The sequence below is a fragment of the Clostridium sp. OF09-36 genome, assembly GCF_003481985.1.
Taxonomy (GTDB): domain Bacteria; phylum Bacillota; class Clostridia; order Lachnospirales; family Lachnospiraceae; genus Brotaphodocola.
Map to the genome: position 1 here is coordinate 1 of NZ_QUMD01000045.1, position 16,110 is coordinate 16,110.

13 protein-coding genes, 1 tRNA gene and 2 pseudogenes are annotated in these 16,110 nt (G+C 49.3%); 13 read left to right on the forward strand and 3 right to left on the reverse strand.

From position 1 onward, the window contains the following. Window positions 1-155: 155 nt before the first annotated feature. Together mscL and DXA97_RS18715 are read right to left on the reverse strand one after the other, a co-directional pair. Window positions 156-623 carry a large conductance mechanosensitive channel protein MscL gene (mscL, locus tag DXA97_RS18710; RefSeq protein WP_347561706.1) on the reverse strand — a complete coding sequence of 156 codons (468 nt, stop codon included), beginning with the start codon at window positions 621-623 and terminating at the stop codon, window positions 156-158. Window positions 624-849: 226 nt separating this feature from the next. Continuing rightward, on the reverse strand, window positions 850-1,779 hold the full coding sequence (locus tag DXA97_RS18715; RefSeq protein ID WP_118721390.1) for a LysR family transcriptional regulator: 930 nt from the start codon (window positions 1,777-1,779) through the stop codon (window positions 850-852). 244 nt (window positions 1,780-2,023) lie between these two features. Here DXA97_RS18715 and DXA97_RS18720 point away from each other — a divergent pair, with 244 nt between their 5' ends. From DXA97_RS18720 to DXA97_RS18750, 7 genes and pseudogenes are all read left to right on the forward strand, one after another. Continuing rightward, window positions 2,024-3,457: an aspartate ammonia-lyase gene (locus DXA97_RS18720; protein WP_118544076.1), complete on the forward strand. Its 1,434-nt coding sequence runs from the start codon at window positions 2,024-2,026 to the stop codon at window positions 3,455-3,457. Window positions 3,458-3,656: 199 nt separating this feature from the next. Continuing rightward, entirely contained in the window at window positions 3,657-4,349 is a 693-nt protein-coding gene (locus tag DXA97_RS18725; RefSeq protein ID WP_347561705.1) for a cyclodeaminase/cyclohydrolase family protein, read from the forward strand. A gap of 108 nt (window positions 4,350-4,457) precedes the next feature. Beyond that, window positions 4,458-5,294, forward strand: a complete 837-nt coding sequence (locus DXA97_RS18730; RefSeq protein ID WP_118721391.1) for a bifunctional 5,10-methylenetetrahydrofolate dehydrogenase/5,10-methenyltetrahydrofolate cyclohydrolase — start codon at window positions 4,458-4,460, stop codon at window positions 5,292-5,294. Window positions 5,295-5,441: 147 nt separating this feature from the next. Continuing rightward, on the forward strand, window positions 5,442-6,071 hold the full coding sequence (locus DXA97_RS18735; protein WP_118721392.1) for a flavodoxin family protein: 630 nt from the start codon (window positions 5,442-5,444) through the stop codon (window positions 6,069-6,071). Window positions 6,072-6,224: 153 nt separating this feature from the next. Then, window positions 6,225-6,731 carry a GNAT family N-acetyltransferase gene (locus DXA97_RS18740; protein ID WP_243107765.1) on the forward strand — a complete coding sequence of 169 codons (507 nt, stop codon included), beginning with the start codon at window positions 6,225-6,227 and terminating at the stop codon, window positions 6,729-6,731. A 267-nt stretch (window positions 6,732-6,998) separates the two neighbouring features. After that, window positions 6,999-7,600, forward strand: a pseudogene (locus tag DXA97_RS18745) (cytidylate kinase-like family protein). Then, window positions 7,590-8,975, forward strand: a complete 1,386-nt coding sequence (locus DXA97_RS18750; RefSeq protein ID WP_118705383.1) for an MATE family efflux transporter — start codon at window positions 7,590-7,592, stop codon at window positions 8,973-8,975. The pseudogene DXA97_RS18745 and the gene DXA97_RS18750 overlap by 11 nt, the downstream one beginning before the upstream one ends. A gap of 133 nt (window positions 8,976-9,108) precedes the next feature. Here the strand turns inward: DXA97_RS18750 and DXA97_RS18755 are convergent, their stop codons facing one another. Further along, window positions 9,109-9,939, reverse strand: coding sequence for a deoxyribonuclease IV (locus DXA97_RS18755; RefSeq protein ID WP_118721393.1), 831 nt, complete (start codon window positions 9,937-9,939; stop codon window positions 9,109-9,111). A gap of 309 nt (window positions 9,940-10,248) precedes the next feature. On the opposite strand from DXA97_RS18755, the gene DXA97_RS18760 reads away from it, so the two are divergent. The 6 genes and pseudogenes from DXA97_RS18760 to DXA97_RS18790 all read left to right on the forward strand — a co-directional run bounded on the left by DXA97_RS18760 (window position 10,249) and on the right by DXA97_RS18790 (window position 16,062). Further along, on the forward strand, window positions 10,249-11,415 hold the full coding sequence (locus tag DXA97_RS18760; protein WP_118721394.1) for an aminotransferase class I/II-fold pyridoxal phosphate-dependent enzyme: 1,167 nt from the start codon (window positions 10,249-10,251) through the stop codon (window positions 11,413-11,415). Window positions 11,416-11,506: 91 nt separating this feature from the next. Beyond that, window positions 11,507-12,357: pseudogene (gene truA, locus DXA97_RS21330) on the forward strand (tRNA pseudouridine(38-40) synthase TruA). Between the two features lie 35 nt (window positions 12,358-12,392). After that, window positions 12,393-13,580, forward strand: a complete 1,188-nt coding sequence (locus DXA97_RS18775) for a cation diffusion facilitator family transporter (protein WP_118721397.1) — start codon at window positions 12,393-12,395, stop codon at window positions 13,578-13,580. A 114-nt stretch (window positions 13,581-13,694) separates the two neighbouring features. Then, window positions 13,695-14,225 (forward strand): RNA polymerase sigma factor, encoded by a 531-nt coding sequence (locus tag DXA97_RS18780; protein WP_118721398.1) that lies wholly within the window; start codon window positions 13,695-13,697, stop codon window positions 14,223-14,225. Window positions 14,226-14,231: 6 nt separating this feature from the next. Further along, entirely contained in the window at window positions 14,232-15,854 is a 1,623-nt protein-coding gene (locus DXA97_RS18785; protein ID WP_118721399.1) for a hypothetical protein, read from the forward strand. A 139-nt stretch (window positions 15,855-15,993) separates the two neighbouring features. Next, window positions 15,994-16,062: transfer RNA gene (locus DXA97_RS18790), tRNA-Gln, on the forward strand. Window positions 16,063-16,110: the final 48 nt, after the last annotated feature.

Below are 16,110 nucleotides of genomic sequence, written 5' to 3' on the forward strand. Positions count from 1 at the left end.
TGAGCAGTACAAAAACAATAAAAGTAGCTGTGTAACCCACCTGGGTAGCAGTAAGGGTGTCATGGACGCACCCCTGAAACTACGGAGCTATGCTTCGTAATCAGATGCTCGGTAATTCAATTGCCGATGTAGTTCACCAGAAACGAAGAAACTCGTCAAGAGAGTTTTTCCACAGCCTCTTTCTGAAGCTCGTCGGAAAGAATGGAAGTGCAGTGCGGACAGCGGGTCGCTGCGATCGCAATCTTGGTCTTGCAGTATGGGCATTCTTTCTCAGTTGGTGCTGCAGGCGGAGCCGGTTTTTTGTACAGCTTATTCAGCTGGCGGATGACCAGGAATACAACAAAGGCCATGATCAGGAAATTAATCAGCTGGGTTACAAACAGACCATAGGCGATGACAGAGGTCTGTTCTTTTGCTGCTTCCAGGGTTGTGTAGTGTTCGCCGTTTAAGGCGATAAACATGTTGCTGAAGTCGATTTTTCCGGTGATCAGGCTTAAGGCCGGCATGACTACGTTTTCAACCAGAGAGGTGATCAGTCCGTTGAATGCGCCGCCGATGATCACAGCGACTGCCATGTCGATCATGTTGCCTTTCAGCGCGAATGCCTTGAATTCTTCCAGGATCTTTTTCATAGGTAGTCCCCCTTATGTAATCGATTAAAATAAGTATAAAATCAGAGGAGAAAAATGTCAAGAAAGTGCCAGAAAATGCCAAAGGACATTTTCTTGTGGAAGGGTAAACGTAAACGATATAGACAACTATCTATAAGTGATATAGATACTATAGATAATCGGTAAAGCATTTGCTGGCAAAAATTGTGGGAAATTGTGCGAAAATTTCCCACAAAGATCAGATCATATCCAGAAAGGTGCTGACCACCTTTGGCATATACCGGCTGCGCTTGTAATAAAAATTCACTTCCCGGGAAGCATCCTGGTGGTTGAGCTTATAGTACACCAGATTTTCGCTGTCCGGAACGTGGCGGATCAGGGTGTCTGAGCTGAAGGAGATCCCCATGCCGTGCCGGGAGAGATTGTAGGCTGTAATCTGCTGGTCCAGCTCTAAGCGGATCTTTGGAAGAACGTGCGCGTTGTGGAACATCCGGTCAGCTCGTGTTCTGGTATCATTTCCACCTTTTAAAAGGAGAAAGTTTTCATTCTGGAAATGTTCCAGGGAAACCGGTGGGATACGGGAGTTGAAATGCCGGTTTTCCAGAATATCGGAAGCGGTGAAGGCATAGTTTTTCATCGTTTCGTTTATGGAAAGACGGGACGGAACGGTCAGCAGCAGGTGTTCTTCGCAAAAGAAGCGTTTGCTGTAGACTGCAGGGTCCATGTTCTGGTTGTCGATCAGAAGGTCCAGGGAGCCGGAAAACAGCTTTTTGGTCAGCTCTGAGGTGGTTGCTTCGACCAGATTTAAGTGAACTTGCGGATAGCGCTCCGTAAATCTGGAAATAAACGGCGGCAGCACATAGGAAATGAAGAGGTTGGTGCCTCCGATGGAGATGGAGCCGCTTTTGATCTCCCTCATGTCATTGATATAATTCTGAAATCCGTTTTCCACATCCATGATGATCTCAATGGAGCGGATGTATTCTTTTCCGGGATCTGTGAGCTGGATAGGGTTGGAGCTGCGGTCGAAGATGGGGAAGCCGATCTGGGCTTCCTCTTTTTTGACGGCAGCGCTTAATGATGGCTGGCTGATAAATAGATTGCGGGCGGCCTTCGAAAAGCTCATTTCTTTGTAAACTTCATAAACGTAATGCATCCCCTGAAACATAACTTCCTCCTGATATAGACAAATATCTATAAAAAGTATGATTTTATAAGTATTTGAAAATAGTGTAGTGCCAAATTATACTGGTGTCAAGAACAAACAATGTCAGCACCACATAAGAGAGATTCTGCTGCGGGACACAAATGCGGGAACAAGATGGCAGAAAACGGCAGCAGCCTGCAGGGAAGCATGGAATATTTGTATGGCAGGACATTTGGACGAAAAGATACATGGGAGGATCAGGAACATGAAGGAAGAGGAAAAGAAATATCGTCTGGAGCACGATTCGATCGGAGAAAAGGAAGTGCCGGAGGATGCCTATTATGGGGTTCAGACGCTTCGTGCTTATGAGAATTTTAATATAACGGGGCTGAAAATGCATCCGGAACTGATCAACAGTGTGGCGCAGATCAAAAAGGCGGCGGCCATCACCAACTTTGAGGTGGGTGAGCTGGATAAGAAGCGGGCATCGGCCATTACCCAGGCCTGCGACGAGATCATTGCCGGAAAGCTGCACGACCAGTTTATCGTAGACCCGATCCAGGGCGGCGCCGGAACTTCTTTGAACATGAATGCAAATGAAGTCATTGCAAACCGTGCAATCGAGATCCTGGGTGGGAAAAAGGGCGATTACAAGCTGGTCAACCCGAATGACCATGTTAACTTTGGACAGTCCACCAATGACGTATTCCCGTCCTGCGGAAAGATGGCAGCGTTAAAGCTGCTGGGCAATGCGCAGGAGCAGCTGAAACGCCTGGAAGAGGCACTCATGGACAAGGCGAAAGAGTTTGATTCCGTGATCAAAATGGGCAGAACCCAGCTGCAGGATGCCGTGCCGATCCGCCTGGGACAGGAATTCCACGCGTATGCATCGGCCATCCGCCGCGATATCAGACGGTTCGACAATGCGAAGGAAGAAATCCGCTGCTTAAACCTGGGCGGTACCGCGATCGGAACTGGACTGAATGCGGATGTCCAGTATTTTCACCGCGTGGTAAAAAATATGTCCACGTTAACCGGTGAGGAGCTGGTGCAGTCCTACGACATGATCGATGCGACCCAGAACCTCGACAGCTATGCATCGGTATCCGGCATTGTAAAAAACTGTGCCGTGAACCTGTCCAAGATGTCCAACGACCTGCGTCTGATGTCATCGGGACCGAGAACCGGTTTTGGCGAGATCAACCTTCCGGCGAGACAGAATGGTTCTTCCATCATGCCGGGCAAGATCAACCCGGTTATCCCGGAGGTGGTCAATCAGGTTGCTTTCAATATCATCGGAAACGATGTAACGATCACCATGGCGGCAGAGGCCGGACAGCTGGAATTAAATGCCTTTGAGCCGATCATTTTCTATAATTTGTTTGAATCGATCGAGACGCTGACCTACGCAGTCAAGACGTTGGTGGACAACTGTATTACCGGAATCACCGCGAACAAGGAGCACTGCCGCAAAGAGGTAGAGAACAGCATCGGTGTCATCACCGCGATCTGTCCGTATGTCGGCTATGAGACAGCAGCAAACATTGCGAAAGAAGCACTGCGCACCGGCCGTCAGGTACGGGATCTGATTCTGGAAAAGGGTCTGATGGATGCGGAACAGTTAAATACCGTGCTGAACCCATACACCATGACAGAGCCGGGAATTCTCGGAAAAGACCCGATGGAACAGCTTCGATAGCAGTCCTGTTCTTTCTGATTTACCGGAATAGCAGGGACGAAACAGAAAAAATGCGTGCAGACTTTAGAATGCGACTTTTGGAACGCCAATCCACTCACGGACTGGCGTTCTTTCTTTTCCTATGGTATAATGTGACGAGCGCAAGAGAGCCAGGAGCGTGCTTGCACGTTCATGGCGAACGGCGAGGAAATCGAGTGACTTGCGTCACGAGGACGAGCGCAAGAGAGCAAAGGCAAAAGAAGGAAAGCGAGGATTCCTTATTATGATAGAAAAAGAACTGATGGGCCTGTGGCTTGGAACGCTGGCATCGAAAGCGCCGGTTCCGGGCGGCGGCGGTGCGTCTGCCCTGGGCGGTTCGGTGGCAGCAGCACTGGGACAGATGGTGTCGAACCTGACAATTGGAAAAAAGAAATATGCAGACGTGGAAGAAGAGGTGCAGGATCTTTTAGGAAAACTGCAGGCACTTCAGAATGAATTTCTGGATCTGGCAGACCAGGATGCGAAGGTATTTGCTCCGCTTGCTGCAGCTTACAGTCTTCCGGCCTCTACGGAAGAGGAAAAGCAGGAAAAAGCACGCATTATGGAAGAAAACCTGCTTGCGGCAAGCCTGGTACCGCTTCAGATGATGGAAAAGGCAGCGGAAACCATAGAACTTCTGGAATTCCTGGGGGAAAAGGGCAGCCGTATGGCCGTTTCAGATGTAGGCGTGGCTGTTCAGTTTGCAAGAACAGCGCTGACCGGTGCGGTTATGAATGTATACATCAATACAAAGTCCATGAAGAACCGGGAAAAAGCGGAAGAGTTAAATGCAAGGGCGAAGAAGCTGATCGAAGAGGGAACCAGACAGGCCGATGAAATTTATGCGAAAGTGCTTAAGCAGCTGGTCGGATAACGCAGTGTGGTTTGAAGGCTTCTGTGTATTTTAAAATAGAAAATACACAAAGGAGAAGAAGAGAGTTCCAAAATACGGAGAGAGACAGAATATAAGGGAGGACATTCCATGCGAGTATTGAAAGGTGCAGAGGTTTCTGCCAAGATCAAAGAAGAAGTGCAGGCAGCGCTTGCAAACAGAGCCGGGGAGGCACCAAAACTGGCTATTGTACGGGTGGGAGAGAACCCGGATGATATGTCTTATGAGCGCGGTGCAACCAAGAAGATGGAAAATTTTGGACTGCGCGTGCAGTCTTATGTGTATCCGGCTGACATTTCGGATGCAGAGTTTAAGGCAGAATTCACCAAAATCAGTGAGGATCCGGATGTGACTGGAATTCTCATGCTCCGTCCGTTGCCAAAGCAGATTTGCGAGAAGGACATTGAGCAGATGATCAATCCGAAAAAGGATCTGGATGGAATCTCACCGGTAAACATCGCAAAGGTATTTGCAGGCGATAACAGCGGCTTTGCTCCGTGCACCGCTGAGGCTGTCATTGAGGTATTGAAAGCAGCCGAGATCCCGATGACCGGAAAACGCGTGACGATCGTGGGACGCAGCATGGTAGTCGGAAAGCCGCTTTCCATGTTAATGTTAAAGGAAAATGCGACTGTCACCATCTGCCACACCAGAACGAAAGACCTGGCAGGAACCTGCCGGAATGCGGAAATCCTGGTGGCAGCAGCCGGACACGCAAAAATGTTAAACGGCGATTATGTGGGCGATGATGCAGTGGTGATCGATGTCGGCATCAATGTGGATGAAAACGGAAAACTCTGCGGGGATGTGGATTACGATACCATTTTAGAGAAAGCCCAGGCGGCAACTCCGGTACCGGGCGGTGTCGGTGCGGTGACAACGGCAGTGCTGGCGAAGCATCTCATGCGGGCAGCAGGACTCTTGTAATAAGTAGAAAGAGTTACAATCCGCGGCTGGAAAACCAGGATATGCCGGCAGATTGCGGCTGTCTGCATCGAAAAACTGGTTGTCCGGTTGAAAGAGATAAAAAGATGAATCGAAAAACAATGGATAGAACGAAAGGAGAAGATTCACATGGCAAAAGTATTACTGATCAACGGAAGTGGAAATGAGCATGGCTGTACCTTTACAGCACTGAGCGAGGCAGCAAAGGCATTGAATGAAGAGGGCGTGGAGACCGAGATCATCCAGCTTGGAAAAGATGCGATCCGGGATTGCATTGGCTGCGGTGCATGCGGCAAGCTGAAACGCTGCGTGTTTGAGGATGATCTGGTAAATCTGGTAGCTGCAAAGGCAAAAGATGCGGACGGATTTATCTTCGGAAGCCCGGTTTACTATGCGCATCCAAGTGGACGCGTGCTTTCCTTCCTGGACCGCCTGTTTTATTCCGCTGGTAGTGCCTTTGCGTATAAGCCGGGTGCAGCAGTGCTTTCTGCAAGACGCGGCGGAACGACGGCATCCTTTGATGTGTTAAATAAATATTTCGGCATTACAAACATGGTAACCGTTGGTTCCCAGTACTGGAACATGGTACATGGCAACAAGCCGGAAGAGGTGATGCAGGATCTGGAAGGACTTCAGACCATGCGTACCCTTGGACGTAACATGGCGTGGGTGATCAAGTGCCTGGAGGCTGGAAAGAAAGCCGGAATTACCGCGCCGACTGGAAGAGAAGAGCGGGCAAGGACCAATTTCATCCGCTGATTTCAAACCGTTGTGTAAACATGAGTGAAAATGGTGCATGATTTTCCGTGACAGTGTGAAACGGTTGTTTCGCGGACTGTACATAGAACGAATGAATCGGTTGTTTTTCAAGAAGTACATGGAAAATCGAATAAGAAGAGCGGAGTGAAATAAATGGAAATCAGAAAAGCAAAAGAGCAGGATCTCCCGGAAATTTTAAAGTTGTACGCAGAAGCGCGAACCTTCATGCAGAAAACCGGAAATGGAAGCCAGTGGGGAACCACATATCCGCCTGTGGAGCAGGTGGAAGCAGATATCCGCGAAGGAAAAAGCTATGTCTGTGAAGCAGAGGGAATCCTTGCCGGAGTATTCTATTTTTCCGAAGGACCAGATCCGGATTACGCAAAGATCTATGAGGGAAGCTGGATCGGGAATGAAAACTATCATATCATGCACCGCGTGGCAGCACCGAGGCGGGTAAAAGGAGCCGGATCTTTTTGCATCCGCTGGTGCGCGAAGCACAGCGGCGGGGATTTGCGGATTGACACGCACAGAAATAATCTTCCGATGCAGCACGTGCTGGAAAAAACGGATTCCAGAGATGCGGGATCATTCATCTCGCAAATGGAGATGAGCGGATCGCGTATGAATTTCTGGAAAATTCCAGGAGCACCGGGATAGAATAAATCCATGGACCGATTGTGGCTGGTGAAATTGCAGCAGGCGACAAAATTAAGGAAAATTGGTGCATAATTTTGTCGGAAGCGGTAGCTTTCTGTGGACAAACATGCTAAGATGGAGACACGGTATCCGTGCGGTTTATGGTGTCAGTACATGCCTTTTTGAAAGGGCGTGGTGACCGAAAACAATGCAGCAGGGGTGGTGCACATGTAATCGTGTGAAGCATTCTCGGAAAATGGGAAAGATACCGGAGAGGAGGAAACAATTATGAGCAGAGTCATTACCATAAGCCGTGAGTTTGGCAGCGGTGGACGTGAGGTGGGGTTCCGTCTGGCAGAAAAGCTTGGCATTCCATTTTACGATAAAGAAATTATTTCTATGGCGGCAGAGGACAGCAACATTTCCGAAGAAGTCTTCCATAGCCATGACGAAGTTATTGGAAACAAGGAGCGGATCGATCACGATTATGTATCCGTGAATCCATTTTCTCCTTTATATGAAGTTCCGGTATCTGACCAGGTGTTTATGGCCCAGTCCAGATCATCAAAAAGCTGGCTCAGGAAGGCCCTTGCGTGATCATTGGCCGTTGCTCCGATATTCTGGTGGAGGACGGCTTCCATGTGTTCATCTGTGCTGGTATGAAGAAGCGTGTGGAGCGTATGTTAGCATTAGAGCCGCAGGAAAGCGCTAAGAAGATGGAAAACCGTATGCGCCAGATTGACCAGAAGCGCCGCGATTACTACCAGTATTACAGCGGAAATGAGTGGGGCAACCCAAGAAACTATCATCTGAGCTTAAACAGCGGGAAGCTTGGAATTGAGCGTTGTGTCGATATCATTATGGAGAGTCTGAAGCTGTATGAGCAGTAATCAGGGCTCTGACAAATTAAATCATACGGATTCAAAGAAGAATCAGGCATTTGCGGTCAGCATGACAGAAGGGTCTCTCTGGAAGAATATCTTTCTGTTCAGCTGCCCGCTGATTTTTTCCCAGCTTTTAGAGGTCATGTTCAACCTAAGCGATGTGGCTGTGGTGGGCCGCTTCGCGGATTACCGGGCGCTGGGATCGGTTGGGTCGACCAGCCTTCTGGTCACGCTGTTTACCGGATTTCTTATTGGCATGGGAAGCGGAGTTAATGTCCGCGTGGCCCACAGCCTGGGAGCCGGAAACCAGAGGGAAACGCAGGAAACGATCCATACCTCCTGCCTGATCTGTCTTCTGACCGGACTTTTGATCTGCATCATCGGGCTGACCTGTTCGAAAACATTTCTTCTCATGTTAAATACAAAGGAAGAACTGCTGGATGGTGCCGTGAACTATTTGCGGATCTATTCCCTTGGTATGCCTGCGCTGGGACTTTACAATTTCGGCAACGGCGTGATGAGTGCCAGAGGGGACACAAAACGTCCGCTGGTATACCTGTTTATTGCAGGAATCCTGAATGTGATTATGAACCTGGTCTTTGTCATCGGGTTTCATATGGCGGCAGAAGGCGTGGCGATTGCCAGTGTTATGGCGCAGTATCTGTCAGCGGGACTGATCCTGCATCACCTGTGGTGCCGGAGAGATGTCTGCAGGCTGCAAATCAGCAAACTCCGCTACCACAAGGTGGCTGGACAGGCTGTTTTAATGCTTGGAATCCCGGGCGGTCTGCAGCAGGCCATTTTTGCGATCGCGAATCTGTTTGTGCAGGCAGGCGTGAATTCGTTTGATGCAGTTACCGTATCCGGAAACGCGGCGGCCGCAAACACAGACCCTTTGGTCTACAATTCCATGTTTGCTTTTTATACTGCCTGTGCCAGCTTTATGAGCCGGAACCTCGGCGCAGGAAAAAAGGACCGGGTGTTAAAAAGCTACTTTATCTGCCTGACCTATGCATTTGCAATCGGAGCAGCATTTGGCATTCTGTTCCTTGTGTTCGGGCATGAATTCTTATCACTGTTTGCAACGGAAGAAGCCGTCATCCACGCAGGACGGGAACGCCTCTATGTCATGAGCTTTTCCTATGCGATTTCCGCATTCATGGACTGTTCCATTGCGGCATCCCGCGGAATCGGAAAGAGTATCCCGCCGACGATCATTGTGATTCTGGGATCCTGTGTGTTCCGTGTGATCTGGGTATTTACGATCTTCGCCCATTTCCATACGCTTACTTCACTGTATCTTTTGTATTTCTTTTCCTGGGCAATCACGGGAGTAGCAGAGGTGCTGTACTTCTGGAGAAGTTACAGGAAGCTAGTATAATTCAACCAGAATACAAAAAATGGAATCGAAGCTGGATGCTGTATCTGGCTTCGATTCCATTTTGTTGTTATGCTGAGGTTTTACGGATACGGTTCCGAACCAGGATTTTTCTGAATCAGCGGATGCCTGCAGTTTACCTTGCATGCTCCCGCATCAGCGCGATTTCCGCCGCATACCCATCCAGCTCATTCGGTGTTTCCAGATAAAACGGCAGATCTTTCAGAGCCGGATGCTGTACCACGCAGATCAACGCTTCTTTTCCGATGCAGCCTTCCCCGATTTTTGCATGGCGGTCTTTGTGGGCGCCAAGAGGATTTAAGCTGTCGTTTAAGTGAATGGCACGAAGCCGCTCCAGACCGATGATCCGGTCAAATTCGTCGAGGACTTCGTCTAGATGGTTTGCGATATCGTAGCCGCCGTCCCAGACGTGGCAGGTGTCCAGGCAGACACCCAGATGGCTGTTTAATTCCACGCGGTCGATGATCTCGCGCAGTTCTTCAAAGCGGCCGCCGACTTCGCTTCCTTTTCCGGCCATGGTTTCCAGTAAAACAGTGGTGGTCTGTTCTGGCTTTAAAATAGCATTTAGCATTTCGGCAATGTAGGTGATGCCGGCCTCCATGCCCTGTTTGACATGGCTCCCCGGGTGAAAATTGTAGCAGTTTCCCGGGGTGTACTCCATACGCAAGAGGTCATCGGCCATAGTGCGGCGGGCAAAGCCGCGGATGCCCTCGTCGGCAGAAGCAGCGTTTAAGGTATAAGGGGCATGTGCCAGAATCTGGTGGATTCCGTGTTCTTTTGCGAAAGCAAGAAACTGCGCGACATCTTCTGGGTCAATATCCTTTGCTTTTCCGCCGCGTGGATTGCGGGTGAAGAACTGAAAGGTGTTGGCATTAATTTTAACAGCATCCTTTCCCATGGCGAGGTAGCCGCGGGAGGAGGAAAGATGACATCCGATGGTAAGCATGGTGATGGACTCCTTTACGGTAAATTTTATAGTTGGGTTTAAAAAGCACGTTGGTATGGTTGGAATTTTTGCAAACCGGGATGAACGTGCTTTTTTGTTGCATTGCGTATCGGGGCGGCATCCATGATGCGTCCGATGATCTGCTGTTCTTAGTATACAGCAAGACGGAAGAAAAGCAAAGTTAGTCGAGACTTTTGTGGAAAACTGTGGTAGAATAAGCCTAATCTTTTATGAAAATATGAGATGACACAAAATGTTTCAGGCGGTTGCAAAGCTTGGATATGTGCCGGAGTTACGGAGGAGAAAATTATGAAATTTGCAAATAGAATGAACCGGTTTGGAGAGGGTGTATTCTCCAGACTTGCCGAGATGAAACGCCAGAGACTGGAAGCCGGGGAGAGTGTGCTGGATTTGAGTATCGGTGCGCCGAATATTCCGCCGGCGAAACATATTCTTGACGTGCTCTGCAAAGAGGCAGCCGATAAAAACAATTACATTTACGCGATCAATGACCAGAAAGATCTGCTGCAGGCGGTTTCCGGCTGGTATGAGCGCCGTTACGGTGTAGCACTGGATCCGGACACAGAAATCTGTTCCCTGCTTGGTTCCCAGGAGGGACTGGCTCACATTGCCATGTCTATTGTGGATGAGGGTGACCTGGTGTTAGTTCCGGACCCGTGCTATCCGGTATTCGCAGATGGTCCGCGTCTGGCTGGGGCTGAGCTTTATTATATGCCGCAGAAGAAGGAAAATGGTTATGTGATCCGCCTTTCCGATATTCCGGAGGATGTGGCACAGCATGCAAAATTCATGATCGTTTCCTATCCGAACAACCCGACCGCTGTTATGGCACCGGATTCCTTCTATGAGGAGCTGATCGCATTTGCGAAGAAGTACGATATCATTGTCCTTCACGACAATGCCTACAGTGAACTGGTATTTGATGGAAAACATTGCGGAAGCTTCCTTCGTTTCCCTGGGGCAAAAGAGGTTGGCGTAGAGTTCAATTCCCTGTCAAAAACTTATGGTCTTGCTGGCGCGCGAATCGGCTTCTGTGTGGGAAATCCGGAGGTAGTAAAGCATTTGAAGCTTCTCAAATCCAATATGGATTACGGCATGTTCCTTCCAATCCAGAAGGCAGCAGTTGCAGCTATTATTGGTGACCAGACTTGTGTGGAGACAACCCGTGCAGCTTACGAGAAACGCCGCGATGTGCTCTGCGATGGCTTAAATGCCATCGGCTGGAAGATTCCAAAACCGGAGGCAACCATGTTCGTATGGGCACCGGTCCCGGAATCCTTTACGAGCTCTGAAGAATTTGCAGTGGAGTTGGTAAAGAAAAGCGGAGTGCTTGTTACACCGGGCAGCGCATTCGGACCATCCGGAGAAGGTTATGTGCGCATGGCACTCGTGCAGGATGAGCCGGAGTTAAAGAAGGGCATCGCTGCGATTGAGGCGTGTGGGATTCTAAAATAAGTTTGATTAAAAAGCAGCAGGCCACGAAATGCCGCCATTCGGCGGCATTTCTGGGTCTGCTGATGTGATTTTATCTGATTAAGGAGCGTTTATGAGTCAGAATTATAAAATGATCATACAATATGAAGGCACCCGCTATGACGGCTGGCAGAAGCAGGGCAACACCGAAAATACAATCCAGGGGAAGCTGGAAAAGGTGTTAGCGCGCATGACGGGATTTCCTGTGGAAGTGCATGGCTCCGGACGCACGGATGCCGGTGTGCATGCGATGGGGCAGGTGGCGAACTTTCACCTGCCGGACGGGTGGAAGCCGGAGGAAAGCCAGAATCAGAATGGCGGCCAGAATCAGGAAAAAAACCAGAAAAATGACTGGCACAAAAACGGGGCTCACGATCGGAAACAGTTCGCTGTGGCAGACTGGATCCGTGATTGCTGCAATCAGTATCTCCCAGACGACATTGCCGTAACCGAGTTGACACTAGCGCCGGAGCGCTCCATGCCCGCTTGAGCGCAGTGAAGAAAATCTACACCTATCAGATCGAAACCGGGGCAAAGCGCAATGTATTTTCCCGCCGGACCTGTTATGGACTTGGTCAGCCACTTAATGTGAAAGCCATGCAGAAAGCGGCAGACCTGCTTTGCGGAACCCACGATTACAAGAGCTTTTGCGGAAATAAAAAGATGAAAAAGTCTACGGTGCGGACCATTTACCGGATTGACGTAAAGCAGGATGCGGGCAGCAGTCTGGTGAAGCTGGAATTTGAAGGAAATGGCTTTTTACAGAATATGGTACGCATTCTGACGGGAACCCTGATCGAGGTGGGGCTTGGAAAGCGGGATGCAGGCACGATGCCGGAGGTTCTTGCGGCACTGGACCGTCAGGCTTCTGGTTATACGGCACCGGCAGAAGGCCTTTGCCTGAAGAAAGTATTTTACGAGTAAAGGCTGTGTGAGGAAGGTAAGGCGTTAAAAAAATCATGATCAATTTTTTAGTGAAACGGTTTGTAAAAGACTATGAAAATGTAGAAAATGCAAAGGTGAGGACTGCTTACGGGATGCTGGCGAGTATTCTTGGAATCTGCTGCAACCTGTTTTTATTCAGCTCTAAATTGTTTGCGGGGTTTCTGGTAAACAGTATTTCGGTTATGGCAGATGCCTTCAATAACTTATCGGATGCGGCATCCTCCATCATTGGGTTTGTCGGGGTGCGCATGGCAGAAAAACCGGCAGACGAGGAGCACCCGTTTGGACATGGGCGCATGGAGTATATTGCAGCCTTTGTGGTTGCCTTTCTGGTTGTTCAGGTAGGCTTTTCGCTTTTAAAGACTGCGGTTGAAAAAATCCTGCATCCAGAAACCCTGAGTTTTAGCCTGTTTTCGGTTGGAATTCTGGTGTTTTCTGTGTTGGTGAAACTGTGGATGGCCTCCTATAACCGGAAGCTGGGAAAGAAGATCAATTCCACGGTGATGATGGCGACCGCAGCGGATTCCCTGGGCGATGTGGGGGCAACCTCGGCAACGATCGTCTCACTTCTGGTATTCCGCTTCTTCCATATTAATATCGATGGCATCATCGGTCTGGTGGTTTCGGTTCTGGTGCTGATCGCGGGCATCAACATTGCGAAGGATACACTGGCACCGCTCCTTGGCGAGGCCATTGACCCGGAGGTCTACAAAAAGATTTCCGATTTTGTGGAAAGCTATGACGGAATCATCGGCAGCCACGACCTGATCGTGCATAACTATGGGCCGAGCCGCAGTATGGCATCGATCCATGCGGAGGTGCCAAGCAAGGTTGATATTGAGACGTCCCATGCAGTGGTAGACCAGATTGAACGGGATGCACTGGAAAAGCTTGGGATTTTTCTGGTCATCCATATGGATCCGGTCGAGACAGACAATGAGCTGGCGGAAATTTTAAAAGAAATGGCTATCGATGTGATCCTCCATCTGGATTCCCGCCTGACGCTGCATGATTTCCGCATTGCCCAGAGTCCGGCCCGCATAAACCTGATCTTTGATCTGGTAGTGCCGCGTGATTATACCAGACAGATGCGGGAAGAGCTGACCAGGCAGGTCTGTGAAAAAGTGCGTGAGCGGGATAGACGCTGCACCTGCATTGTTACGGTAGAAAACAGCTACCGGCAGGAAGAATACCAGGGATAACAGTGGGGCAGCCCAGAATGAATGGCGCCAGTGGCAGGAAAAATTGCTATTTTTTGCAATAAGAATTGCCGGGGATGCATTAAATGATTGTGAGGAAGGAAAAGGAACAGTCGATTGAAGCAAGAGGAACTTTTAAGACAGGTAGCAAAGGGTGACCGGGAAGCCTTTCACCAGCTCTATCTGGATACAGACAGGAGTGTATACAGTTTTATATTATCGATCCTGAAGAATCCGCAGGATGCGGAAGAGGTCCTGCAGGAAACCTATCTGAAAATCTGGATCTCCGCGGGCAGCTACAAGCCCCAGGGAAAGCCCCTTGCGTGGATGTTTACCATTGCGCGGAATCTGTGTTATATGAAGTTCCGGGACCAGAAGCGCATGGCGGACATCGGGCTGGACGAATTGTCTGGTGAGGAGACGGGGGAGCTTTGCCTTCCACTTGAGCAGATGACAGATGCGATGATGCTGAAGGCTGCTTTGGAGATTTTAAAGGAAGATGAGCGCCAGATCGTTCTTTTGCATGCGTCTTCAGGATTAAAGCACCGGGAGATCGCTTCCGGGCTTGGCATGCCGCTGCCTACGGTCTTGTCAAAATATAACCGGGCCATGAAAAAACTTCAAAATTATCTGAGAGAGGAGGGGTGAGTACGTATGGGCAGGAATCAGCAGAAAAAGGAAATCGAACAGCATTTAAGATCCGCCATGGATGTGCTCACTCCGGATATTTTTGGAAAGCTTGATCTTTCTGTGCCGCAGCAGAAGCCGGAAGTAAATCATGGCCAGGAAAAGATCATAACCCTGCAGCGCCGCATTCGGGGTATGGCTGTGGCGGCGGCAGCGTGTCTGTGCCTGGTGACTGCGGGGGGAGGTGCCTGGCATTACCAGTACCAGAACCGGCAGATCGACTCGGTGATCGGAATCGATGTCAACCCCAGTGTGGAGCTTTCCATCAGCCGTAAAAACCGCATTTTAAAGGCAGAGCCGCTCAATCAGGATGCAGAGGCCATCATGGCAGATATGGACCTGAAAGGGGTAGAGCTTAATGTGGCAGTCAATGCAGTCATTGGTTCTATGGTGACGCATGGTTATTTAGACGATCTGGACAATGCGATCCTGGTCACTGTCAGCAATGACAGTGTCCGGAAGGCATCGGCGCTGCGCAGCAGCGTGGTGGAGGACATCGAACAGACTCTGCAGGAAAACCAGGTGAATGCCGTGGTCTATGACCAGCAGGTGATCGAGGAGGATGAAGTCCGCAGTCTGGCAGATACCTACGGGATCTCTTATGGAAAGGCTTATTTTTTAAAGGAACTGATCGATCAGAACCAGAATCTGACGAAAGACGATATGAAACGGCTTTCCACCATGAATATGGAAGAAATCGCCAGGGAGATCACGAAGAACTCCCTGGCTCTGGGAGCGTTTGCAGATGAGGCGAAAACCTCTCAGACCAGGGAAAACACAGAAACGCCGGGAAACGTAGAAGAACCGGCAGGAGAAGCCTCGGAAGAAGTTTTGGAAGAAAACGGGGAAGAAACCGGCAGTGGTGCAGAAATGGAAGCTTCCGAAGTGCTGCCAGAAAAAACAGAAACTGCTGCTGGCGCACATTCTGAATCTGAAGCATCGGCAGATTTCCAGACAGAACCGGAAACCGAGGAGAAAATCCGGCAGGGCAGAGTAAAGATTGACTATGTGGATTATGAGGAAGACCGCATCTACATTTATTTTGAAGACTATGTCCGTTGGAAGAATCCGACGGTGTCAGTGCGGGATGAGGAAGGAAATTCCTATGCGGCGCTGATCGGGGAAACCGAAAGCGATGCCTGCATCGTGGAGACAAAGGGACTGGAGGGTGGAAAAACCTATAGCTTTGTACTGGGCGGTATTACCAGAAAGGGTGACAGCACGGCTACCACGGTAAAAGGCTATTTTGATACGCCAGAGATCGCGGATGAACTGAAAACCTCAGAAGCAGATAAAAAGGACTCTGGGGACGCAAAAGAGGATGCAGGTGGGAAAAACAAGGAAACTGCGGACGCAAATGCTGATATAAATGCAAGTACAAATGCAAGCACAAACACAAATGCAGATACAAGCGCAAATGGAGACACGCAGCAGCCGTGGAAGCAGCCTCAAAAACAGGAAACAGGAACCGGCTCTGGCTCTGGTTCTGACGAGAAAAGCAGTACGGCGGAAACAGAGAAAGAGGATTCCGGGAAAAGGGATTCCCAAACCGGCGAAGAAAACGGCAGTATAAAAAATGATATAGAATGATAGAAAATAAGAAAGAAACAGGACTTAAAAACCTGTGTAAATCAGGCACTTTTTCAGAAAATTTGAAAAAAATAAAATTTTTTGAAAAAAGTGCTTGACCAAACAGGCAACATCGTATATAATAACACTCGTTGCAGCGATGGCTATCGCCAAATGGTAAGGCAACGGACTCTGACTCCGTCATTTCAAGGTTCGAATCCTTGTAGCCCAGTTCAAAAACTTCATATTCGATTTATTATTGGGCTATCGCCAAATG

Excerpts from the sequence above, each read along its gene's own strand:
- DXA97_RS18740 (WP_243107765.1), top strand. The coding sequence starts at position 6,225 with ATGGAAATCAGAAAAGCAAAAGAGCAGGATCTCCCGGAAATTTTAAAG.
- DXA97_RS18715 (WP_118721390.1), bottom strand. The coding sequence starts at position 1,779 with ATGTTTCAGGGGATGCATTACGTTTATGAAGTTTACAAAGAAATGAGC.
- DXA97_RS18730 (WP_118721391.1), top strand. The coding sequence starts at position 4,458 with ATGCGAGTATTGAAAGGTGCAGAGGTTTCTGCCAAGATCAAAGAAGAA.
- DXA97_RS18760 (WP_118721394.1), top strand. The coding sequence starts at position 10,249 with ATGAAATTTGCAAATAGAATGAACCGGTTTGGAGAGGGTGTATTCTCC.
- DXA97_RS18755 (WP_118721393.1), bottom strand. The coding sequence starts at position 9,939 with ATGCTTACCATCGGATGTCATCTTTCCTCCTCCCGCGGCTACCTCGCC.
- DXA97_RS18735 (WP_118721392.1), top strand. The coding sequence starts at position 5,442 with ATGGCAAAAGTATTACTGATCAACGGAAGTGGAAATGAGCATGGCTGT.
- DXA97_RS18750 (WP_118705383.1), top strand. The coding sequence starts at position 7,590 with ATGAGCAGTAATCAGGGCTCTGACAAATTAAATCATACGGATTCAAAG.
- DXA97_RS18720 (WP_118544076.1), top strand. The coding sequence starts at position 2,024 with ATGAAGGAAGAGGAAAAGAAATATCGTCTGGAGCACGATTCGATCGGA.
- DXA97_RS18785 (WP_118721399.1), top strand. The coding sequence starts at position 14,232 with ATGGGCAGGAATCAGCAGAAAAAGGAAATCGAACAGCATTTAAGATCC.
- DXA97_RS18775 (WP_118721397.1), top strand. The coding sequence starts at position 12,393 with ATGATCAATTTTTTAGTGAAACGGTTTGTAAAAGACTATGAAAATGTA.